Origin of the sequence: Amycolatopsis bullii, from assembly GCF_014654205.1 — a bacterium.
Classification (GTDB): Bacteria; Actinomycetota; Actinomycetes; order Mycobacteriales; family Pseudonocardiaceae; genus Amycolatopsis; species Amycolatopsis plumensis.
This window is the reverse complement of the sequence record NZ_BNAW01000008.1, coordinates 163396-186888: the sequence shown is the minus strand read 5'-3', so window position 1 is coordinate 186888 and position 23493 is coordinate 163396. Positions and strand designations below refer to the sequence as shown.

The following is a 23493-nucleotide window of genomic DNA, read 5'->3' as shown; positions in this document are numbered from 1 at the left end:
CAGAGGGTTCATCGGACGCCCTCCCGGTGCAGGGGCCGGTAGCCGGCGGTGACCGATTCGACGCTGCCCGGCCATGCGCAGGTCGCGTAAGCCGCACGGGTGCCCGGGGCGATTCGCCAGGCCGTGCCGGTCCAGCGCAGGGCCTGGCAGTCACCGATGCCCATGCTTGTGGCCTGCCCCTGGTAGTTGAAGCTCAGCTGCCCGAGCGTGCACACCACCGCGAACCGGCCGGCGTCGGCGGTTCCCTTGATCAGCCCCTGGGTGACCTCGTAAGTCACGGTCAGGCCGGGCTTGAGCTCGCCAGGGCGAAGGTGAGCGCGGTCGCGGAACGAAGTCAGCAGCGCGAGCGGGCCGCTGCCCTGTGGCGCGGGTGCGTGTGGGAGCGCGGACTCGTCGTAGGCGCGCACGTAGGTGGCTGGGTCGCCGCCGCGCAGCGCGGTCTCGTTGAATTCGGTCAACCAGCCAAGCGCTCCTTCCGCAGTCGCCGGGAACCCGTCGGAGATCACGCGGTCCGCCATCGGCGCCGGTCGCGGAACGGTGATCGGCGGCCCCGCCGTGGCGGTGGTGAGCTCGTGCGGCAGAGCCGCCTCCGGCGGCAGTGTCAGCATGGAACGGCTGGCCAGCGCGGTCGCTTCGTCGATCGGTGCCGTGGGTGTGGCCGTGAGCGCGGCGCCGGGCGGGGGCGTTGTCGCGGGTGGCGCAGGCGGAGTTGTTGCGTGCCGAGCAATGAGGACGACCGCGATCGCGGCCACGAGCACGACGGAGATGGTGATCCAGCGGCGGCCGCGAGTACGGACGCGTGGGAATGGCGTGGTGGTGAACATGGCTCAACTGCCCGCGAAAGAATTAATGAGCGACCAGCCAATGCCGTAGAGAATCGCGCCGGCGATGGCGCAGAGCATCATGACGACGCCGACTTTCCCGGCGCGGTGATGATCGACCCAACGGCCGCCGACCCAGACGATCAGGCCGATGAAGAACCCGGCGACGAGCGCGACCCCTGCGCCCCACTTGACGTTGTTGAGCAGCCCCAGGATCTTGTCGCCACCAACCTCGGGCTGCACGGGCGTCGGATTCGGGATCTGGACGAGCCAGTCGATGACACTGTGCGCGGACATCGCGCCCTCCACATCGCACCGCCCGACGTCACGTCAGGCGGGTCAAGTGGGAGGGCGTTCAAGGTTCTTGCCAGCTGAGCGGCGGGTTGGCCTCAGCCGGTGTCCTGGTCGGCGGCGCGGCCGTCACGAACGTGAGCACGACGTGGTAATGGGAGGCGTAGGCGGCGTGTTTGCTGTGGCAGGACATGCCAGGACCGGAGCAGCTGCTCGGCGGGCGCGCGAAGCGACGACGGTGTCACGTCGGCGGTGACCCCGTGCTCGGCGAGGTGACGCTCGCGGGGAAAGAACACCGTGTCGGGTAACAGGATGCTGGTGCGGCGGCCTGCGGTACCGGCCACACCCTTCGGCCAACTGCGCGTGCCCACGACAAGCAGTTGCGTCGGCGGAGTCACCGCGGCCGCCCGCACCCACGGCTCCAAGCGGGCCAGGACCTGTTCGGCGTGCGCGAGCCCGGGAACCGTAGGTCGTACCACCAGCGCGGGAATCGGTGACGGGCTGCCGACCCGCAGCCACTGTCCTGGTCCGAGCGCCGGGTCGGTCGCTAGTCGCCACGGATCGTGGCCGATATCGACCACGGTCACGTCGACCCCGAGACCGCCCGGGTGCCAGTACGGCGGCGGGGGGAACAGTACCGGCTCGACGCCGGTTTCGGGCACGTCGAGGCGGGCAAGTATCGCGCGGGCGCGCCGGGAGAACCGGATGCCTGCCGCTGGGCCGGGCCCGTCCCGCCGCGGCCCATCGGCCCGCGCAGCACGTCCGAGTCCGGATCGGACGGGATCGCCGGCGTCGACGAGCAGGACCGACCTGCCCGCGAGCTGGAGCGCATCGGCGATCGCGACAGCGGTGCTCGTTGCCCCGGCTCCGGGGGAACCGGCCAAGACCGGTAAGACCCGGCCGAACGGCGACCAGTCGACCAGCTCGACCGCCTGCTCAGCGGACGTGGCCGGCTGCCCCTCGGTGTCTGTCGAGTCCACACGGGAGTCAACGTCCCCGGGGAAGTTGTCGGATGTGGTCATGACGGGGCTCCCCTCAGCGGTGTTGGTGCGCCGGTGAAGGGTGCGGCGGTCACAGCGGGACCGTGCTCCAACCCCCTGACTGGGGTGGCGTGGGTTGCTTTGTCTCGACGTTCCGAAGATACTCGCAACAAGCGTGGTGCTTACTCCGATAGTAGACGCAAGCTGCGATGTGTCAAATGCCTGCTGGCGGTGTACAGAGCTGCACGCTTACCGATGTCGAGACGCGATGGGGGCGGACCGTGGCACGAGCATCCGAGAACGGATCGAGCCCCGACGGTGACGACGCCCCCGGCGCCGCGCCCTCGGCTGACCTGCGCTCGCCGATCCCGCGCCGCCGGGCAGCCGACCAGGAGAAACTCACCGTCGCGCTGCTGGACCGGGACACCTTCGCCGAGCGGTTGGCCTACCTGTTCGATAACGCCTCGACCTACTATTTGCTGCGCGGTGACCCGGTCGTCGATCCTGACGCGATCGACCGGCTCACCGCTGAAGGCGACCCGACCTTCCTGACCTTCACCGCAAGGCCCCCGATGATCGCCCAGTGGGTACGGGACCGGACCGGCTTGCCGCTGGCCGAGCAGGCACTACGCAACTTCAAGACCGGCATCCGCCAGAACAGCCGCCCCGCGATCACCCGGGCGTTGGCCGAGTTCTGGCGCATCCACCCGAACTTGCTCGACCCCAGCGTCCCGGCCACCGACTTCGCACCGCCCGACGACGAAATTGCACGCAAAACCCATGAACTGGTGACCGAACTCGGCTTGGTCGGATTCAACGCACGCGACATCACCAGCTCGATCGGCGATGCCCCCGAAGCCGACCGCAAACAGCTGCTGCAGGTGGTGGAAGAAATCGCGCGAGCCCGCCGCGCCGCCCGCGACAATCCCGCCTCCTGACGTCGCCGATTTACCAGCTCGGCAATCCCGCTTCCCCGAGCCTGCGATGTGCCGCGCTGATTCTCGCGGCCATCCGTTGCACTCGGCGGTGGGTCAGTGCGTCACCGACCTCGGCCAGCCACCGGGTCCTGGCCACGTCGTCGACATGCAAGCGTTCGGTCTCCGGCCACCATGCCCGGGACTCGGCGTCCTCGCCGTCCGCGCCGGACAAATGCTCGGCGGACGGGTGTGACAGATGCGCGACAACGGCAGCGATCGCGATCTCGATGTCCACGGCTGTCGCCGCCCCTGGCGGGACATAGACGTAGAGGGCAAGAGTGTGCAGTTCGTCGCGTATCGCGCGACGGATTCGATCGTCGATGAGCTGCTCGACGACTAGCAGCGCGTCTTCGATCTCGACCAGCTTTTGGATCAGGCTCAGCGGGAGCGGACGGCGATGGGCGAGCAGCACCCGCAGGCGCTTCCACAAGCTCTCGATCGCGGCGTCCCGGCGCTGAGTGCGGCGCCGGTCGAGCCAGTCGAACAGCCGCCGGGTCGCCGCGGCGAACAGCGACCCGGCGACGAACAGCACCAAGCCAGCGCCGTCGGTGAACACTCCGAAATGAGCCCCACGGGGCGGATGGTGCGGGTCGACCAGCAGCCGCAGCACGACACCGAGCCGCCAGGACAAACCGACCAGCGACACCGCGACCCCCAGCTGGGCCAGGGCGACGCCGCCGCGCACCCCGGCGACCTCCCCGCGGGCCACCACGGTCAGCCCCAGCAACAGCAGGGCGAGCCAGCCGACCAGGTAGCCCAAGTAGATGGCGGAGTAGAGCTGCGAAGGCCAGGCCGGATTCCGGGGCGAGGCGAAGAAGGACGTGTGCGCCCCTGCCACCGCGTACAGGGTGACCATCCCGGCGGCGCAGACCACGAAGATCGTGACCACCGCCGGCATCGGCAGGCGTAGTTGTCCCAGGGTGTGCAGGAACCCGGCGGTGAAAACCATCGCCAGCATCGCCAGCACGTTCTGCGCCACGACCGCGGCGTTGTGCAGGCCCGTCAGCCGGTCGATCCAGTCCAAGGTCACCGGCGCTCCGGCGGCCAGCGACAACGCCATACAGGCGATGCCGGTGGTCAGGAAGTGCCGGCTGAGCGCGTAGCCGCTGCCCCGGTTGACCACCGCTTTGCGGACTGCCTCGCCCACGCCTGCGGCTGCGGCGCCAAGCCAGAGGAGCGAGACCGCGTCAAGCATCGGCGCACAGGTGCCGTCGCGATCCGAACGCCGCCCGCAAAGCCGTCCGGCCCGGCAGCCGATCGCGATGGCGCGCTGCCTCTGCGTTCACGTGTTCCCGCAGCAAGCACGCGAACTGCTCGGCTTCGACCTCCCACCGGTCGTCCGGGCGTGTGCGGCGGCCGCAGGCGTAGTTGCCGGGATGGCCGAGGATCCAGTGCCCGATCTCGTGGAAGGCGATGTGCGCGGCGTGCGCCGGTACTGCTTTCGCCACCACCGTCAGCCAGCACTCCTCACGCGAGCGCGCCAGCAGCCCGCTGGCCCCGCCGCGCCTCAGCGGCATCCGCCCCAGGATCACGGACATGCCCCGTTGCTGTCCCAGCGCGTCCAGGAAGGCCCGCAGTTCGAACGGATGACGGATCGGCAGGGCGCTGATGATGGTTTCGCAGCGCCGGATGAACTCCTGATCCCCGTGCTCGGTCGTGCTCACTTTCACCCCTGTGTGCCTTCGACGTTTCCAGCCGGCCCCCGCCGGCACCCCTTGCTCGCCCACCACCGTCGATGATCTTCATCGCGGCTGTTCAGGGCGTTGGAGCCATAGTGACGGACACGTTTCTCAACCAACGCCGCTTTGTGCCACATTCGGGCCACATGTCGGCGCTGCGGGGTCCACATTCGTTTCCACATGCACCGCCGGACCCTCTTGACCTGCGTCATTCACGGCCAGTAGCCAGGTGAGTATGGTTCTGGAAGCGGGGGGCGCTGCGGCGCAGGTGTCGGGGACCGATCCGGCGGATGTGGCGTGGTCGTTCAGTCACCTCGATCCGGCCGTCGCCGAGACCGCCTACGACACGCTGGGGGCGATCCGGCGCGGGTGTCCGGTAGCACGCAGCGGGGAGCTGGACGGATACGTGCTGGTCACCGGGTATGCCGAAATCCGGGAGGCTGCGCGTGCCTCGGATCGGTTCAGTGCCTACGTCGACGGGCTGGGCGCGGCGGCGGTGGTCACCGAGATGCGGGAGGCCGTCGCCCCGTTATTCGAGACCGACACCGACCACCACCACCAGTGGCGGCGCCAGCTGCAGACGTTCTTCACTCCGGAAGCCGCGGCTGCGCAAGCTCAGTACGTGCGGGCAGTGTGCCGGGAAGTACTGCAGGAGCTGATCCCGCACGGCGCTGCGGATCTTGTCGGCGCCTACGCCCGCCAGGTGCCGCCGGTGGTGATCGGGCGGGTGCTCGGACTGGCCGAGCTCGAACGCGCGTGGCTGTCCGAGCACGTCCGTGCCCTCTACAGCGCCGAGACGCTCACCGAGGCCCAGCAGGCAGGCCGGACTTATGCCGACTTCCTCCTCGGGCAGATCCACCAGCGACGCACCCACCCGACCGGCGACCTGCTCTCGGTCATGGTGAATGCGCAGGTGGACGGCCGGAACGCCGACGATGACGAGCTGGTCAAGATGACCATGCTGATGGTCGCGGCCGGACACTTGACCACCGCCGACGCCTGTGCCACCGCGATCCTGCATCTGCTCGACGATCCGGCCCTGCAGCAGCAGGTGTCCGCCGATTCAATTGCGCTGGAGGCGTTCGTGGAGGAGCTGGTCCGCTACGACCCGGCCGTCGCCGCCACCGGACGGACCGTGATGACCGATACCCAGCTCGGTGGCGTACCACTCTCCTGCGGTGACCGGCTGCTGCTGGCGTGGGGAAGCGCCAACCGCGACGAACGGGTCTTCGACGACGGCGACGTCTTCGACATCGAGCGCGACCGCGGGGCGCCGCAGCACCTGGGGTGGGGTGCCGGCGAGCACCGTTGCCTCGGTCGGCACCTCGCCCGCGTCGAGCTGCGGGTCATGCTCATCGAACTGCTGCGCGCCCTGCCCGGTTTGCGGCTTCAGCCCGGCGCCGCGGTCCGGCGGACCTTCGGGGTCATCCGCGGCGTCGCGGGCCTGCCGGTGCGATGGGAGCACCGGTAGGCGCCGAGCGGGCGCGGTACCACTCGGCGAGCTCCCGACGTCCCGCCACGCCCACCAGGCCATAGATCGTGGTCAGCTCGGTCTCGACCGTGCGTACGGAGAACCGCACGATCGTCGCGATCTGCGGATTCTTCAACCCCCTGGCGACCAGCCGGGTGATCGTCCACTGCCGCTCGGTTAACGTCGGCTCCGGTGGGGAGTCGACCTCGTCGAACGCGAGTGCCACGATCTGCTCGTCGTCCAGCAGGCTGCCCTCGAGGTAGGCCGCCGTCGACTCCACCGGGCCGAGCACCAAAGCGATCTCGGCCTTCGCCCGACCGCGGTGGGACTTGAAGCTGGCCAGGCCGTTGTAGTGGACGCCGTGGCGGGCCTGCAAGCTGTCCGAACCGCCGATCCGCCGCGCCGCGCCGACGTAGTCCCCGTCCTTGGCCAGCTCCCAGGCTTTCCTCTCGACCCACCAGATCGGTCCCCACAGGTCGCCGAGAGCGTTCTGGCGCCTCAGTGGCTCGGGGTTGTTGGTCACTGGTTCGGAGCACGCGGGCAAGCCACGCGTCCACTCCGCCCACGTCAGCGCCCACTCGGCGCCGCGGCGGCGGGCCTCGGCCACGCAGCGTTGCGACATCCGGTCCGCCTCGTCCGCCGGCCCGAGTAGCCCCGCCGTCATGGCGTGGAATAGGTCAGCCATGAAGGCCATGCCATCGGCGCCCACGGCGCGGAAACCGGCGCTGGCAGCCGCCAGCTTCGCGAAGCCGCTGCGCTGCCCGAGAGCCAGTGTTTCGTAGGTGCCCTCGACGAGCTGGACTGCCGGAGCGTCGTCCTTGCCCGCTTCGCGCGCCAGGCGCACGCATTCGTCCAGGAGGTTCTTCCCTCGGGATTGTTCGCCGAGGGCGATCCAGACCCAGCCGGCCATCGCCAGCGCCGAGATCCGCACATCTGAGGCCACCACAGGGCCTTCGCTCAGCAGCTCCTCGACCTGGCGGCACACCTGGATCTCGGTGGCGAAGAAGAACGGCGCCCGCGTGAGCAGCACATCCACCATGATCGCCAAGCCCCGCTCGATCAGGCCGTTGTCGGAGCACCATGCCACCGCTGCCGTGATGTTCCGGGATTCAGCGTTGACCAGGTCCAGCCATCGGACCTCCTCCGGCCCGAGCCACTGCTCGGCCGCCTGCCGGACCAGCCCGGCAATCCAGCGGCACAGTCGTTCGCTGATCTCGTCCAATTCGCCGAAGATGCGCAACCTGCGCCGGCCGTACTCACGCAGGAACGTGTGCTGGCGGTAGCGCCCATCGGCGGAGGCGCCTTCGATAATCGAGTGCCGCACCAGATGATCCAAGGTCTCCAGGATCTCGCCCTGGTCGATCAACTCATCGGCGCAGACCTGTTCGGAAGCGTCGAGAGTGAACCCACCGGTGAAAACGGTCAGCCGCGCCCAGACCCGTTGCTGCTGCGGCGAACACAGGTCCCAGGACTCGGTGATCGCGATGTCGAGCGCGAGATGATGCGAGGGCACCCCACGCGCACCGGGACCGTACTTCAGCGACGCGCCGCCTTGCAGGCGATCGAGGACCACTGCCGGCGCTCGCCCCCGGCCAAACTGGGCCGCGATGAGTTCCAACACCAGCGGAATACCTGACGACCAGCGGACCAGGTCGACGATGGCCTGCCAGTCGTCCCGTTCGGTCAGTGGCCGTCCGGCTGCAGCGGCGCGGTCGGACAGCAGCTGCACCGCGTCACTGTGTTCGGCCGCCGCGCGATCGGTGCCCTCGGCGGGGGTCGACAAGGGCCCCAGGTGCACCCGGTGCTCTCCCTGGACATCCAGGTAGGCGCGACTGGTGGCGATCACCTGCACCATGACGGTCTCGGTGATGATCCGGTTGACCAGCTCGGCAGCCGCATCCAGCACTTGCTCGCAGTTGTCCAGCACGATCAGCACGCGCCGGTTACGGACATGCTCGATCAGAACGTCCACGGGGTCGACGTTCGGCTGATGATGCGAGATACGCAAGGCTGCGATCAGCAAGTTGCAGATTCGCCGCTCGGCATCCGGCATGTCGGCCTGCGCGCCGAGTTCGGCGAGGCGAATGAACACCGATGTGTCGAAGTGCTCATTCATATGCACGAGCAGTTCGCCCGCTAATCGCGTCTTCCCGACGCCGGGTGATCCGGTCAGTGTCACCGCGCGGTCGCCGGCGTTCAGCCGACCGCACACCTCGGCCAGTTCACGGGATCGCCCGAAGAACGCCGTCAGGTGAACACCAGCGGGCGGTTGTCCGGCTGGTCTGCGAATGCGCTTATCCACCGCAATGGATGCGGTGACGCCAGCCTGCGCCGACCGCGGGTTTTGCCCGGCTATCGATGTCCTGCACTGTCCCCTCCTCACGCCAGCGCACCCCGTCCGCCCGATCGGCGGACGGCGCTCACTCGGCTCGTGGCACCCTCCGTGGCAGATGTCGTACCACCTGTGGCCTGCGAAGATCGACTGCTTAACAAGCAAGCACCCGATCGGGTTAATTGTCAACACACTGCCAGCACAGAAGGAACGCCAGACCGCGAACGACCGTTTCACTCATCCGACAGAAACCGGAACACACCAAGACTGGCGACCGGGTTGCCAGCAGCAAGTACACACCAGGACACCCTTAACGCTACGAACTCATACGACTACTTCCCGCAACGCCTCGCAGCGCAGGCGGCATATCCGAAACGGTTTTCCGACAAGACCACCACAACTGTTTGCACTTTCTTGCAGGGCCGGTTACTGTTCTCCTCAGCAAGGCAGACTAGTGCTCCACCCTGGGGAGGCGTGGAATCCAGCACGGTCCGCCCGACAATAGGGGCATTCTCGTGTTTCCATCCTCCACGTCATGGCGGACGCAGATCGCTCGCGGACCGCCGGTAGCGCAAGCTCAACAGTAGCGCACCTTACGCGTCCGATAGTGTTTCGGACTTCTCGATCAGTGAACTCCACTACTGGCATCACACGGCCGGTCTTGTGGTCCCCTTGACGTCTCCGCTCAGCCCCTCTTCGCGTAACCCTGGCTGCGGCACGAGGCACGCCCTTCAGCACGCCCGTCGATCACCCGACGCAAAGCTGGATGGCTTTCCCTTTTCTTACAAGGAGAAACCTCGATGCACAGCCGTCTTTGGCATGCCCTCGCCGCGACCGCGGCTCTACTCGCCTCCACTGTGGCCACCGCCGTCGCGGCACCCAGTACGCCCAGCGGCGACACCGCTGACCGCACTCCGATCACCGGGAGCACCCCCGCCTGGGCCACCCCGCACACGGAAGTCGCCCACGCCGACGGAAACACCGTCCGGCACATCCAGGTAGCCCTGGCACTGCGCGACCAGGCAGGCGCCGAACGCCTCGCCGCCCAGCTGGCGACGCCAGGTAGCGCCGAGTACGGAAAGTTCCTTTCCTCACACCAATTCCTCGACCGATTCGCCGCCACGCAGGACACCGTCGACCAGGTGTCGCACTGGATGGCCACGCAGGGCCTCCACGTGACCGGGGTCAGCGCCAACCGCCACTTCGTCGACGCCGAAGGCCCAACCACCGCGCTGGAGTCGGCGTTCGGGACGAGGATCGCCGCCTTCCGGACCCGGATCGACGGCGCCACCCGCACCCTCACGGCCCCGGCATCGCCGGTCACCGTGCCGATCTCGCTGCGCGCATCGATCACCGCCGTGCTCGGCCTGGACGACAGCGCCACCCTGCTCAAACCCCAGCACACCCGCACCAACGCGGCGGCAACCGAACAGCACTGCGCCCGCTGGTGGGGCGAGCAGAACAACACCGACGTCCCGCAGAAATACCCGTCCGGATTCCAATCGAACGCACTCTGCGGCTACACCGGCACCCAGGTACGCGCGATGTACAAGCTGGACAACGGAAACACCGGAGCCGGGACGACGATCGGGGTCGTCGGCGCCTACAACTCCGACACCATCGTCGCCGACACCAACCAGGCCGCCGACCAGCTCGGCGTGCCGCCGCTGGCCGACGGCCAGTACAGCGCGGTCCTGCCCGAGGGCGGGTTCACCGACGCGACCGAGTGCGGCGCCGAGGGCTGGGCGGCCGAGCAGACGCTGGACGTGCAGGCCTCCCACACCATCGCCCCGGCGGCGAAGATACGCTACTACGCCGGGAAGACCTGCAAGGGCACCGGGATCTACGAGGCGTTCAACCTGGCCGTCGCCGACAATGCCGTGGACGTGATCAGCAACAGCTACGGCAACGCCGACGGCGAGAACAGCTTGCCGCAGATGGCACGGGATCAGTTCAACGCGATGGCGCTGCAGGCCGCAATCCAGGGCCAGACCGTCACGGTGTCCACCGGCGACGCCGGCAACAACTCCGGCCCCGTCGGCCACCCCACCGCCAGCTTCCCGTCCTCGAGCCCGTGGGTCGTGGCGGTCGGTGGCACCAGCGTCGGGCTGGACCAGAACAACCAGCCCACCGTGCTGACCGGCTGGGAGAACAGCGGCAACAGCCAGTCCGGCAGCAGCTGGGCACCGCAGCAAGATACCGACGGCCCGTTTGCCTCCGGCGCCGGCGGCGGCAGCTCCGCGCTCTACTACATGCCGAACTGGCAGGTGGGCTTCGTCCCTGGCAACGGCGAGAAGCGCGGGGTCCCGGACATCGCGGCGCTGGCCGACTCCTACACCGGGATGCTGGTCGGGCAGACCATCAAGGGCCAGTTCGGTATCGGCTCCTACGGCGGCACCTCTCTGGCTTCGCCGCTGATCGCCGGGCTCGTCGCCGACGCCCAGCAGGCCCGCTCCGGCAACGCACGCGCAGGGATGCTCACCCCTATCCTCTACAGCCTGGGCGGATCCAGCGCCATCACCGACGTCGTCCCGCAGAAGGCCGGAGTCTGGACGCCGATGATGCACGCCTTCGGCGGCGTCGCCGTCCCCGGCGGGCAGGGCAGCTACCTGATCGACTTCGACGCCCGCCCACAGAACCTGCAAAGCAGCCCTGGCTGGGACCCCGTCACCGGGCTCGGCACCCCCGCCGACGGCTTCATCACCGCGCTTTCCCAGTAGCCACGACCGCTTTCGTGGTGGGCCCACTCCACAGCGGGCGGGCCCACCACGGCCTTCAACGACCCTTTGGAAGGACTACTCCATGTCCGAGACGCTACGACCGGCACCAAACCGGTGGCGGGTGCTCGCGCTCTGGCTGGCTGCCATCACGATGGTCGCCACCGCGGGAGTACTCCTCGCACCGTCGCACCCCACGCCCGACGCTTCTCACGGAGCCGAGCCGGTCGAGCTGGGAGTCGAGCTGCACGCCCCGGTCGTGGCGGCCCGCGCAGTCCCCAATCTGGCCGGGCTACCCGAGGCCAGCACCTTCGGCACGGTGCCGACCGCTCCCCTGGATGAGACAGCTGCGGAGGTCCCAGACGGGCAGCTCGTGCACCCCACCAAGCCGGTACCGGTGTTCGACCAGCCCGGCGGGGCGGCCATCGCCGTCCTGCCGACCACACAGCTCGGGTCCGACACCTGGGTTCCGGTGATCGCCGACGAACCGGGCTGGGTGCAGGTCTTGCTGCCGTCCCGGCCCAACGGCTCCACCGGCTGGCTGTCCACCCAGGACAACACGCTCACGATCCGGTCGACGACCAACTGGATCGTCATCGACCGGGCCGCGTTCCGGCTCACGCTCTACCGCGACCACCAGCAGATCGGCACCTGGAGCGTCGGAGTCGGCACCACGGCCGCACCGACCCCGACGGGGCGGACCTTCGTGCTGGCCTCGATGACCGATGCGACGCAGAAGTTCAGCCCGGTGATCTTCCCGCTCGGGATCCACTCGGCGACCTACACCACCTACGGCGGCGGACCCGGCACCACCGGCATCCACGGCTGGCCCACCACCGACGTCTTCGGCCGCCCCTCCAGCGACGGATGCATCCGCATCCCCGCCGACGCCCTGGCCACCCTAACCAATCCCGCCGATCCGGTGCCCATCGGCACCCCTGTCCTCATCCGCTAACCCAACCGCGTCAACATATCTGGAGAACCCGCTATGAACACCACCCGTAGCGCCCTCGCGGCCGCCGGAGCCGGAGCGCTGCTCATCGGCACCCTCACCACCTTCGCCTCCAGCTGCACCCCCGCGACCGCCGCACCGCCCGCCCTCGCGGCCGCCGCGGCGACATCGACGGCGACCGGGATCTCTGTCTCCGGCGGTGAAACCCTCAAACCCGCCCGGCCGAGCATATCCAGCAGCGGTGCTATCACCTCCGCCGGCGGCTCGGTGTCCAGTCCCAGCGGTGCCGTAGTGGCCAACGGCATCAGCCTGCAGGCCGGCGCCGGATTCGCCGAAGCCCGCGTCGCGACACTGCGAGTCGGCGGGACCACGGTCGGGCCGTTCACCGCGACCTGCCGCAACGGCGCCATCACCACCAGCGCCCCCAAGAGCGGCAGCGGCAACCTCAAGGTCTCACCCGGCGGCCACGGCACCGCCGGGGTCATCACCGTGACCACCAGCACCGCCCCCGCCCGCACGAACGAGTCCGGCGCGCCGACGTCGAGCAAGCCGACCACGGGCACGGCGATCACGGTGACGGTGGCGACGGTCAGCTGCGGCGCCGGCACCCTGCCGCCGCCGACAGGCAATATGCCCACCGGCACCCGACCCGCCCCGACGCACAAGCCCGGCTCCCCCGGGACCTCCCGGCCGGGTGTGCCGGGCCAGCGGCACCAGCAGGGTGACAACCCGGGTGACCGGACCGCACCCAAGCCGCAGCCTAAGCCCGGACACGTCGCCGTCACCGGCTGACCCTCCAGGCCGCGCGGGCCCGCACCCCCAAACCCTCCATTGCGGGCCCGCGCACCCCTCCCGCTCCCCATGTCCCCGCCGGCGGCCTCCCCACGCCCCGCACAACTCAACCGACTTCGCCCACCAGGGGAGATTCCCATGTCCACGCTCGTGTTCAGCCACCCCAGCAACGACCAGCTCGACAACGCATCCTCCGAGGACGTCCGTGCCGTGCACTTCGTCGGCTCGCTGCCCGCCACCCTGACCGGCGACCACCGCGCAACGATGCAGTGGTTCCTCGACCACACCCCCAACACTGCGTTGACCGGACTGCCGTGCGACCCGGACCCGCGGTGGATCATCGACTGGCTCGACGGCCTGGCCACCGTCGACGCGCTCGAACCCGTCCGGACCGGCCACTCCGCCGACTACGACGACATGCCGACCTACCGCCTCAAGCACGGCCACTGGCTCGAACCCGACGATCTGTCCCTCGGCCGCGCCGCACACACCGACACCGTCATGGCCGCCCGCGCCCAGCTGCACGACGACCGCGACTTCCCACCACACCAGGTGTCGATCCCGAACCCTTACGACTTGGCGCTGTTCACCTTCGGCAGCCCCGCGGCCGCGGTCACGCACCTGCCGGCGTTTCGCCAGGCCGTGCTCGACGACGTCCACACCATCCACCGCCAGCACGGCAACCAGGTCGTCTTCCAGCTCGAAACCCCCGCCGTCCTCGCGACACTCGACCGCACCCCGAGGCCGCTCTGGCCGGCGGCGGTGCGGGCGCTGGCCAAGCAGGTCGCCCGGGTCTTCGCCGACGGCCCCCGCGAGGCAACGTGGCGCATCCACCTCTGCCACGGCGACCTCGGCCACCAGCCGCTGTTTGCTCTGACCGACCTCGTGCCCGCCGTGCAGTTCCTCAACGCGCTGCACAAGCAGCTTCAGCGGCTGCGGCTCCCGATGCCAACCGCGCACATCCCGATGTGCACCGGCACCCAAGCGCCCCCGACGGATCCGCGGTTCTACCGCGCACTGCGACACCTGCGCCGCGACATCGACGTCGTCGCCGGACTCGTCGACGAAACCCACCCCAAAGACTCCCGCACCGCGCTCAGGCTGGTCGAGACCGAGCTGGACCGGCCCGTGCTCGCGGTCGCCGCCGCCTGCGGCCACGGCCGCCGGCTCGTCCCCGACGCCGTCGCCAACGCCGCGCTCGCCTGCGAACTCGCCCACCACACCACCGACACCCCGGCCCGCTGAACCCACCGAGAGGACTGCCGAGATGGACACCACGACCACGCCGACGCCGTCCGCCGCCGGCCAGCTTGCCGACGAAGGCGAGACGCTCACCCCGATCCTCCGCACCGGGATCGTGCCCGCCCGCGCACTCTCCGGTGGCCGGATGCACCTGCCTGGAGCCACCACCCTGGCCCCGCAACGCCACGACGCAACCGAAACCGCGGTCGCGATCATCAGCGGCCACGTCGCCGTCCTATCCGGCAACACCATGCAACCGTTCCACCCCCGTGCCGGGGACATCATCTACATCCCGCCGACGCTGCCGTATGCGGTGGTCAACCTGAGCAACAACGCCTCCGTCCTCGCCCTGGTCTTCCGCACCGACCCCGGCTTCGACACCGACATCCACCGCATGCCCGAACTCGACCCTGTCGCCCGCGACCAGATCCCCGACCTGCGCCGCGCCCACCACAAGGCTCTGCTCACCCGGCGCAGCGGCCGCGCCCGCCGAACCTGACTCCGCTCTCACCCTCCGTCCAGCGCCACGCCACCCGCCGATCAGTCTGTTCGGCGCCCTCCCGTCACCTGGCGTGCCACACCAGCCGCTCGACCGGGGAGACCCATGCGCACCTGGATCACCGACACCGTCCGCGACCTGCTCGACCAGCCGCCGCCTGGCGGACCGCTCACGCTCGACGAAATCGCCGCCTGCGTCGGAATCAAGACCCATCATCTCCGGGCCTACTACGGCTCGGTCGACGCCATCATCACCGACCACACCGACACCTCGACACGCCCCAGCCAGACGGGGCGGTGTTAACGATGCGCTGGAAGAACCTCCACCTGCGCGGCGTCGGCGCCGCGCTCGGCGAGATCGTCGCCATCGACGACCTCGAGTCCAGCCGGACACTGCGCGGCGCGACCAGCCAGCGCGCCGTGTCGATCGCCCGCGACAGCACCGGGATGGATCTCGCAGTCCGGGCCGGCCGCAACGCGCTCGCCAGCATGGCCATGACCACCACCGGATCGCTGCCCGTTCCCGACCTGCACTTCCACGCCGCGATCTGGCGCGGCAGCCGCGGCATCGACTTCTGGTCCCGCGCCGCCTACGTCCGCTCCCGCCTCGGCCTCCCCGCCGGCCCCGGGATCGCCACCGAGCTCAACGCCATGAGCAACAGCCTCGCCGGCGGCATCGACATCTCCGCCCGCGTCCTCGCCGGCAGCCCCGACCTCGACACCGTCCTGCTCACCGGCGGCGAAACCTTCGGCCCACCCGCCTTCGACCACCTCACCGCCGACCACGGCATCGCCTACGGCGACGGCGGCTCCGCCCTCATCCTCGGCCGCCACCCCGGCCTCGCCCACATCCTCGCCACCAGCTCCTACATCGACCCCACCCTCGAACAACTCCACCGCGGCAACCACCACTTCGCCCCCGCCGGCACCACCGAGCTCGGCATCGAACGAATCCGCGAGCGCAAACGCCAGTACACCGATGTCGTCGGCTCCGACTCGGTCATCCGCCGCAACCACGATGGCATACGCGCCGTCATCGACGAAGCGCTCCACGACGCCGACCTCGGCCTCGACCAGCTGCGCTGGGTGCTGCTGCCGCACTACGGCCGACACCTCCTCAACACCCAATGTCTGCAACCGCTCGGCATCACCGCCGACCGCACCCTCTGCCACGCCGGCGACCAATGGGGCCACATCGGACCCAACGACCAGATCATCGGCCTCACTCACCTGCTCGCCCGAGGCGCCGTCAGCCCAGGCGACTACGTCGCGCTGCTCGGCATCGGCATCGGGATGACCTGGACCGCCGTCATCCTGCGCATCGATACCTCGGCGACAGGCCTGGGTGCCCTCGCGCCGCCGCTGCGCTGGCCCTGGCGCGCTCCAGCCGACGTCCCGACCTGACCAACACCTCGCCGCGCCACGCCGAGCCCCCAAGGACTTCCCATGCCCGAAGCCTACCTCCCGTCACGCCTCGACCAGGCACTCTTCGGCCCCCCGTTCATCGTCATCGACACCGACAACGCCGCACACACGATCACCCACCACCTCGACGACGCCACCGACATCCTCAACACCGACAGTGCGGCACGCGCGATCGTCGGCACACTCCGGCCACCTTTGCTCGCCATCGACATCGACCCCGAAGACACTGGCGCCGGTGTCGACGCCAGCGACGTGGTCGCCGAACAGCTGCTCCTCTGGGCCGACCGCCACGGGCTGCCCTGGCTGCGCCGCGACTCCGGCCGCCCCGGCCACACCCACCTCATCATCAAGACACCGCCGTCCCTGCGGGACGAGCTCCAGCTCGTCGTCCGCACCGTCGCCAGCCGACAGAACGTCTCCGCTACCGCCCGCTCCACCCTCCGGCTCACCTCCTCTCCGCACCGGCACGGCCTGCCCAGCCCCGTCCTGAGCTGCACACTCAGGACGGCCGACGCAGACAGGCCCGTCACGTCCACAACCACGCGTACAGCGCGACCCGCGCGCCAGCGACGCGGCTCCGGCCGCAGTAGATCCGAATCCGAATACGGCCACGCCCTCGCCCTTGCCCGCGCCGGCCACAGCACCGCGCACGCCTGGGCCTTCGCCAACCTCAGCGGCACCAAAGCCCGCGAGATCGGCCAGAACGCCTGGCGACGCTGGTTCTGGGCGCCCGCCACCACCATCGCCGCCGCCGAACGTGGCCTCACCGAACAGCAGGCATGGAACCTCTTCCACCAGGCTTCTCCCACCCAGGCTGCCCACCTCGGAAGGAACGCCTGGCGCCGCAGCCGCTGGTTACCCGCCCTCCGCGAAGCGACAGAAACCCGGCCGCGACGGATACGCCTCGGACCTCACCAAGCTACCGGCGGCGTACGTGAACCCTCACCTCGCCGACTCCAGCAGGTCCAAGCGGCACTTCACGCGGCCGTAGAACGCCATGTGGCACAGAGATCCGGTCCCGGAGGGCGCAACGACACGATCGCAGGCGTACGCGTCAGCAGCCTGTACGCCGCCCTCGACGCCTTCGCGCACGCCGTCCTCGCCACACGGGGATCTATCTCGATTCGACACTGGGCCGAGCGCGCCAACCTCGATCCTAAGACTGTCCGGCGCGCACGAGATGCAGCACTCAAACTGGGCATGCTCAAACGCGTGCACCAGTACACCGGAGGAAAGACAGGTTGCGACGCATTCATCTTGACTGAGGCCGCAGAGGAAAATCACAACACAGAATTAACTTCCCCCACTCCGTACACCCCCACCCTCGGCCAAGCGGACCCCCTCAGGCTGCGATCGCAGCATCAGCGCGACAGGCTCCAATTCGCGCTCAACCACAGCCTGAGGGCCACAGTCACCGGAATCGGCTCTCGACGCCCCAAAGAAGGACCTTCACCTACCGCCAGCATCGAGGCTGTCCCTCATAGGCAGCGTGACCTCATCGGAGGAGACCGTCCTCATCTCCGAGATGGCGACTTCCTCCATCGCGTCGATGGCCTTTGTGGGGATCGAGATACGCCCACGCATTCGAATCGCTGGGAAGGAACCCTCGTCTACGGCACGGTAGATGGTCATCGCAGAGACACCGAGCAAGTCAGCCGCCTGACGGACAGTCAGGAAACGCGGCGTGCTCACAGTGGAATCGGACATCGCAAACCTCCGGAGCTACGAAGCAGGGGAGGCTGGTGCCACGGATCCAACTGACTGCCTACATCGACACCATTAGCTTCAGCATCCGCCAGAAATATCAACTCGTCAACCGCCCCGATGTTTCTGGACACCTGGACGGGTTTGCCGCGGGGCGCGGATTCGGCTGGGTTGAAACTGACCGGCCGTCACATCACCTGGTCTGAGAGCTTGTCATGGCGATACGAGCAGGCGTATTGATGGCACCGAGTAGATCGCCGACCAGCGCCAGAGCGTTCCTGGCGCATGCTCAGGAGGAGCGGCGGTTGCCGCACGAGCTGGCGCTCCGCGCGATCGCCCGCCGCCGACGTCAATGAGGATCTTCTCCTGGAGGACTCCCAAAGGTCAGATTCCCCGACGTGCCAAGCGGATGCTCTAGACGAGTGATGCGTAAGTCTGGCTGGTGATCAGAGATGGGCGAAGGGTGTTCAAGATCAGTTTGTGACGACCGACCTGAACACCCTTCTCACCGCACTCTACGTCAAGATCGACGACCACCTTGTCGGCAGGCGACGGATGGGTAGACCGCCGAAGCTGACCGACGCGGAGCTGGTGACCCTGGCGGTGGCCCAGGCGTTGCTGGGATTCACCTCCGAGGCCCGCTGGCTGCGATTCCTGCCCGTCCGCATGCCCGGCGCGTTCCGGTACCTGCCGGGCCAGTCCGGCTACAACCGTCGCCTGCGCGCCGCGTTGCCGCTGGTCAAGCAGGTTATGCGCTGGCTGGCGGCGGACACGGACCTGTGGGCCGACGCGACCTGGATCGTCGACTCGACCCTGGTGGAGTGCGGCCGGTCCCGGCCGACGGTCAAGCGCTCACAGTTGGCCGGCTGGGCCAAGTACGGCTTCTGCCGCTCGCACTCGCGTTGGTTCTGGGGCCTGCGCCTGCATCTGGTCTGCACTCCAGCCGGACTGCCTATCGCCTGGGCGCGGGCCGATCCCAAGGTCGACGAGCGGCAGGTGCTCATGGCGATCTGCGACCACGAACCCCATCTGCTCGCCGACCGTCCGGGTCTGCTGATCATCGCCGACAAGGGCTACGTCTCCCGCGAACTCGACCACTACCTCACCGAACGCGGGATCCGGCTGATCCGGCCGTCCTACCGCAACCGCACGCCTCACCCGGGCGAACCGCTGCTCAAGTCCATCCGCCAGCTCATCGAATCGGTCAACGACACCCTCAAAGGCCAGCTCAACGTCGAAGAGCACGGCGGACGCACCATTGAAGGCGTCGGAGTCCGCGTCGCCCAACGCCCCCTCGCCCTCACCGCCGCCATCTGGCACAACCGCGCCACCGGGCAGCCCGTCACCCGATCCCTAACCGCCTACGACCACTAACCCGAGTTACGCATTACTCGTCTAGGGCATGCGCCCTTAGCCACGCGTCGTGATGTGCGCCAAGCGCGGTCTAGTCACCATCGAGGCAATGTCCGAGGTCAGTGGGCCATCACCCGGTCTCCGACCGTCTATCGCCGGGGTCACGACCGGCCCGTGGATACGTCCGGACTGATCGAACCGGATTCGCTCGGCGTGCCGTAGGCGCCGGTCGTCGCGCGGACGGTCTCAGGAGTAGACGCGCAGCAATAGGCTTCTTGCAACGCGGTGATACGAAGAGTCACGAAAGGGCGGCCTCCCCGCTTGCGGAGAGGCCGCCGATGACGCTCGGAGCGCTCCAACGCTCTGAATGTCGATCCCAGAAGCCGGTACACAGCCGGCTCCGAGGGTGTCATGCTCCCAACTGTGGCCGTAGCTCGAACCACTCGATCGACGTGCGGCAACTGCTGCCACCGATCGCTCCTCAACCGGAAGGACGACACTATTACCACTGCCGAGCGAACTCGACAGCAATCGGAACCCCGACAGCCTGCCGCCTCGTCGTCGACACCTTCGCACAAAATCGACATAATACCCATATTGGTACTACTGACGGCTGATGCAGACACACGTCTCTTGGCCACGCTCCGGTACAGCAGCCGTGCGACCAAGGCGCCTACGCACCGACACTGTCCGGAACATGCGAGGGAAGGGACAAGCCGACGCGCTCAACACGGTCCGTCAAACGGTGCTGATTGCCCTCGGCGGCGCCGCAACCCTCAGCGGAGCGGCCTTCAGCGCTCGATCGTTCGTGCTGGCTCGACGCGGCCAGGTCACCGAACGCTTCCACAAGGCGGCCGCACAGCTCGGCGCCCCCACCCCCGAGGAACGCCTCGGCGGCATCTACGGCCTTGAACAGATTTGGAGAGAATCGCCGCGCGACCACGCGGCAATCCTCGAGCTGCTGTGCAGCTACGTACGCGCCCGATCGAACCTCCCGCCACGTCCCGACGAAGCCGAGGCGCTGAAACCACCGTGGCTCGACCCCGCCCAACCGGTAAGCCGTGATGACCGTGATCGCGCGCCGTCCCCCACGCACGGAAGCTCACCTGCCCATCCTGATCGACACCGCGCTGCCACGCGTCTCGATCCGAACGCACGAATTCGACCACCCACCCCGGCTCGCGTCGATCTACTTCACCGGAGCCGACATGCGCCGCGCCGACCTACGGGGAGCCGACCTCACCCGGGCGGTCATGAACTACGCCGACCTGCGCGGCGCCATGCTCGGTGACGCATGCCTGCACAGAGCCCACCTCCACCGTGCCGATCTGCGCTACGTAGAACTGGCCGGCGTAGACCTGACCGGCGCAGACCTCACCGGCGCTCACCTCGGTGACACGCATGGCCTCGACGCCGGCCAGCTCGCGAGTGCCTTGATCGACAACACCACGATGCTCCCGCCCAGCCTGCACGAACACCCCTGGGTGCGAGCGCGGATCATGGACTGCACCACGCACACGGCTGTCGCCGACGGCTTCTGCCCCACCCGAACTCCAGAGCCAATCTCGCGCTAGTTCGGCTGTTGGTGCGCCACCAGCAGTCCAGGGGCAACCACCACTGAGCCGGATCTGGCGGGCAGCGAGGTTCACGGTGTGGGTGGCCGAGCAAGTGCGCCCTAGCGGCCCGGTTCGGAGTCGTCTGCAAGTTTGATCGCACCGGCGACATCGCTATTCCAGACGATGTTCTCGCTCATGGCCGTCGATGCCATACCTGCCGCTCAGGCCGACCGCCGCATCTACCTGGCTAGGTTGGGCACATGCGGTGAAGCGGAGTCGATCTCGCCAGGCGTTGTAACAAGTGGCCTGTTCGTCGCGAATATCTACCGACATGAGGATGGGAGTCGGGATGGACAGCGACGTCGTGGTGACAGGGCCAGACAACCTATCTGTTGGTGTATTACTGGCTCCATCGACGTTGCTTAGCGACAGCGAGCAGGTCGATGATGACGGCTACGCCCCAGCCATGGGAGCTCGCGACGCGGGCAAGCGCGTGGCCGAGATGGGGCACAAGGTACTACATGCAGCTGCGGCGGCCGTCGGGCAGGAGATCGGTCTTGTTGTCCGCGGCGTCGTCGCCGGGATCGAGCAGCACGGCGAGAAGGCGATCGAGGCCGGCTCTTTCGGAATTAACGACGTCGTTTTGAAATTCGGCATCAAGGCGACAATCGGCGCCGGCAAGGCGGTCGAGGCCCTCTTCACTTCGACCGGAGAGGCCACCGTCGAGGTCAGCCTGACCCTGCGCAAGCAGTGACGCAGTGGAGCACGGTGTCGGGAGGCTGCTTACCTCCGATGAAATGCACGACTGGCGGAATGCTCAGGTGCGTAGCGCTTTCGCCATCGGCGATGGCTATGTGCTGACAGCCTGGCACTGCGTCAGCGAGTGCACTAATGCGCCGTGGTGGATAAGACTACAACCGTGGCCCGACGCCGATGTGCCAGCAATCATCCCCCTCAAACATGTGGCGCATTGTGAAAGCCTCGACGCCGCCTTGCTCGTTGTCGACGAACAGCGAGGGGGCAAGAAAGCCTTCGAACAGCGCGGACGCCTCGACTCTGCAGCGCTGGCGCTAGGCATCGACGTGCTGGAACACGACGATATCCGCGTGTTCGGGTTTCCAGAATTGAACACAGCCGAGTTCGCCACCGCACTCAACGGGACCGTGCAGACAACCACGTTCAGACATGGGCAAAGGTTGGCAATTACCCTGCAGGTACATGGTCTGGGCGCCGCATACCCGGAAAACCCAAAGGGCATGTCGGGGGGCCCAGTAGCCCGTCGCGACGTCGACGGCCGGGAACGAGTCGTAGGAATCGTCTCGAAGTTCCCGAAAGCTGGCCCGTCCGGTCGGGCCGCGCTTGGCGGCCGTCTTGTCGTCCGCCGCATGAGCGACCTCCAGGACGTGTTTCCTGTCGTAAAAAATGCTGTGCGGCGTAGCACTCCACCGCCACGCCCGGCGGTAGAGGTAGAGTTATCTCCCGACGTGATGACAGCCAGTCGACCGGACTTTGAGGCAGCCAATGTCCCCCTACCGGAGCGGTTTACCCTGACGGAGATACTTCAGATTGTTCCGCCCGAACCAAGGTCCCGGCTCGCCGACCGGCTTCATGCACTGCGATCCGCCCTTGCTGCCAAACCAGTCCTCATGGAAATCGGCGCGACGCAGCTGGAGATCGGCCGACTGCAGGTAATTTATCGACGCGAGGTCGGTTGTTGGCCCAAGGGAACTGCTCTCGACGCTCTGCTGGTCGAGGCCGCTGACGTTCGTGAGCCTGGCCACGCACCGAGTAAGCTGAGCGCTCTTGCCAAGTTTGTCGTGGGAACTGCTGCCGCGCTTTCCGCGTCGCCGCGAGACACATCGATACTGGCAAACTGGCTCACCGCAATCGGTCACCAGGTCGGCGACGCGCAGGCGTATTACGAGGAGCGACATGCTGGACCCGCCTGGCTGGTGATCGACCTTGGCGACGAGCCGATGCCGAGCAGCCCGCCTTGGCCGGCGAGGATCGCGTGGACACACTTCGATCGCACAGGGCAGCTCGCCGGTGAAGTCGCGGTGGAGCCGACGGAAACGGGTCTGCTCACAGCGCTACGCCGTGTGCTTCGCGATGTACCGCAAACCTGGCCCGTGCTGGTCGACATCGCCATGCCCTACGCACTGCTGGACAAACGCATCGAGCACTGGCCGGTCCTCGGAATAGACGACGACTGGGAGTCGTTGAGCGAGAGCTGTCGCCCACGGTTGCGATGGTCGCCGCGCCTCCGCGATCGACGGCTGTATGGCCGTTGCGTCACGTGGACAACGCGGACAAATTGGATGGCCTTGCCTGAGGCAATCCCAGACAATCTTCTATCCGACAGCGCCAAGCTGAAACGGTGGATCAAGAACGACGCCAAGCAGACCTGGCTCGTAGGTGGCGACCCAAAGAACGCTAGCAACGATCCACTTCGCGTATTCCTCCGAGAGGGCTGCGGGTTCCTGATCTGGTTCCCGGCCGACTCAGACCACGACCACAGGCGGCGGGTAGCCGAGGCAGCAGCAGGCATTCCCGTCGAGTCACGCCGGACTGAGATTCCAAACGAGATACCCTCGTTCGAAGACCATCCCGTGATCATCTGGGACGATCCTCGCGGCCGCGATGTTTTCAGGCTTCCCTACCCAGTTCCAGCCGAACACATCCAGACACAGTTATGAGGGAGAC

General features: G+C 67.9%; 20 protein-coding genes. 14 read left to right on the top strand and 6 right to left on the bottom strand.

Annotation, left to right across the window (positions count from 1 at the left end; all coding sequences use genetic code 11):
* Positions 1-8: 8 nt before the first annotated feature.
* From IE317_RS13595 to IE317_RS13585, 3 genes are all read right to left on the bottom strand, one after another.
* Positions 9-824 (bottom strand): hypothetical protein, encoded by an 816-nt coding sequence (locus tag IE317_RS13595; protein WP_229902695.1) that lies wholly within the window; start codon positions 822-824, stop codon positions 9-11.
* 3 nt (positions 825-827) lie between these two features.
* On the bottom strand, positions 828-1118 hold the full coding sequence (locus IE317_RS13590; RefSeq protein WP_229902694.1) for a hypothetical protein: 291 nt from the start codon (positions 1116-1118) through the stop codon (positions 828-830).
* 92 nt (positions 1119-1210) lie between these two features.
* The gene (locus IE317_RS13585) at positions 1211-2134 is read right to left on the bottom strand and encodes a hypothetical protein (RefSeq protein ID WP_191309869.1); all 924 of its coding nucleotides are present in this window, start codon (positions 2132-2134) and stop codon (positions 1211-1213) included.
* A gap of 239 nt (positions 2135-2373) precedes the next feature.
* Between IE317_RS13585 and IE317_RS13580 the strand changes: the two genes are divergently transcribed.
* The gene (locus IE317_RS13580) at positions 2374-3030 is read left to right on the top strand and encodes a hypothetical protein (RefSeq protein ID WP_191309868.1); all 657 of its coding nucleotides are present in this window, start codon (positions 2374-2376) and stop codon (positions 3028-3030) included.
* A 10-nt stretch (positions 3031-3040) separates the two neighbouring features.
* Here the strand turns inward: IE317_RS13580 and IE317_RS13575 are convergent, their stop codons facing one another.
* Positions 3041-4264, bottom strand: a complete 1224-nt coding sequence (locus IE317_RS13575) for a hypothetical protein (RefSeq protein WP_191309867.1) — start codon at positions 4262-4264, stop codon at positions 3041-3043.
* On the bottom strand, positions 4257-4733 hold the full coding sequence (locus IE317_RS13570) for a hypothetical protein (protein ID WP_191309866.1): 477 nt from the start codon (positions 4731-4733) through the stop codon (positions 4257-4259). The genes IE317_RS13575 and IE317_RS13570 overlap by 8 nt, the downstream gene beginning before the upstream one ends.
* A gap of 250 nt (positions 4734-4983) precedes the next feature.
* Here IE317_RS13570 and IE317_RS13565 point away from each other — a divergent pair, with 250 nt between their 5' ends.
* Positions 4984-6219 carry a cytochrome P450 gene (locus IE317_RS13565; RefSeq protein WP_191309865.1) on the top strand — a complete coding sequence of 412 codons (1236 nt, stop codon included), beginning with the start codon at positions 4984-4986 and terminating at the stop codon, positions 6217-6219.
* Here the strand turns inward: IE317_RS13565 and IE317_RS13560 are convergent.
* The gene (locus IE317_RS13560; protein WP_191309864.1) at positions 6173-8521 is read right to left on the bottom strand and encodes an ATP-binding protein; all 2349 of its coding nucleotides are present in this window, start codon (positions 8519-8521) and stop codon (positions 6173-6175) included. The two genes, IE317_RS13565 and IE317_RS13560, sit on opposite strands and share 47 nt — an antisense overlap.
* A gap of 830 nt (positions 8522-9351) precedes the next feature.
* Here IE317_RS13560 and IE317_RS13555 point away from each other — a divergent pair.
* The 12 genes from IE317_RS13555 (at position 9352) to IE317_RS13495 (ending at position 23486) form a co-directional block, all read left to right on the top strand.
* A complete protein-coding gene (locus IE317_RS13555) occupies positions 9352-11271 on the top strand; it encodes a S53 family peptidase (RefSeq protein ID WP_191309863.1) in 1920 nt (639 codons plus the stop codon).
* Positions 11272-11353: 82 nt separating this feature from the next.
* Complete coding sequence (locus IE317_RS13550) at positions 11354-12223, top strand: L,D-transpeptidase (protein ID WP_229902693.1); 870 nt, start codon at positions 11354-11356, stop codon at positions 12221-12223.
* 33 nt (positions 12224-12256) lie between these two features.
* Entirely contained in the window at positions 12257-13012 is a 756-nt protein-coding gene (locus tag IE317_RS13545) for a hypothetical protein (protein ID WP_191309862.1), read from the top strand.
* Between the two features lie 138 nt (positions 13013-13150).
* Positions 13151-14257 carry a hypothetical protein gene (locus IE317_RS13540; RefSeq protein WP_191309860.1) on the top strand — a complete coding sequence of 369 codons (1107 nt, stop codon included), beginning with the start codon at positions 13151-13153 and terminating at the stop codon, positions 14255-14257.
* A 22-nt stretch (positions 14258-14279) separates the two neighbouring features.
* Complete coding sequence (locus tag IE317_RS13535) at positions 14280-14753, top strand: cupin domain-containing protein (protein WP_191309859.1); 474 nt, start codon at positions 14280-14282, stop codon at positions 14751-14753.
* Between the two features lie 105 nt (positions 14754-14858).
* On the top strand, positions 14859-15056 hold the full coding sequence (locus IE317_RS13530) for a hypothetical protein (protein WP_191309857.1): 198 nt from the start codon (positions 14859-14861) through the stop codon (positions 15054-15056).
* A gap of 2 nt (positions 15057-15058) precedes the next feature.
* Positions 15059-16156, top strand: a complete 1098-nt coding sequence (locus IE317_RS13525; RefSeq protein WP_191309856.1) for a 3-oxoacyl-[acyl-carrier-protein] synthase III C-terminal domain-containing protein — start codon at positions 15059-15061, stop codon at positions 16154-16156.
* 42 nt (positions 16157-16198) lie between these two features.
* Positions 16199-17938: a hypothetical protein gene (locus IE317_RS45585; protein ID WP_444859540.1), complete on the top strand. Its 1740-nt coding sequence runs from the start codon at positions 16199-16201 to the stop codon at positions 17936-17938.
* 423 nt (positions 17939-18361) lie between these two features.
* Positions 18362-19255, top strand: a complete 894-nt coding sequence (locus IE317_RS13510; RefSeq protein ID WP_191309851.1) for an IS982 family transposase — start codon at positions 18362-18364, stop codon at positions 19253-19255.
* 1043 nt (positions 19256-20298) lie between these two features.
* Positions 20299-20808, top strand: a complete 510-nt coding sequence (locus tag IE317_RS13505) for a pentapeptide repeat-containing protein (protein ID WP_191309850.1) — start codon at positions 20299-20301, stop codon at positions 20806-20808.
* A 331-nt stretch (positions 20809-21139) separates the two neighbouring features.
* Positions 21140-21544, top strand: a complete 405-nt coding sequence (locus IE317_RS13500; RefSeq protein ID WP_191309848.1) for a hypothetical protein — start codon at positions 21140-21142, stop codon at positions 21542-21544.
* A gap of 43 nt (positions 21545-21587) precedes the next feature.
* Positions 21588-23486 carry a trypsin-like peptidase domain-containing protein gene (locus IE317_RS13495; protein ID WP_191309847.1) on the top strand — a complete coding sequence of 633 codons (1899 nt, stop codon included), beginning with the start codon at positions 21588-21590 and terminating at the stop codon, positions 23484-23486.
* Positions 23487-23493: the final 7 nt, after the last annotated feature.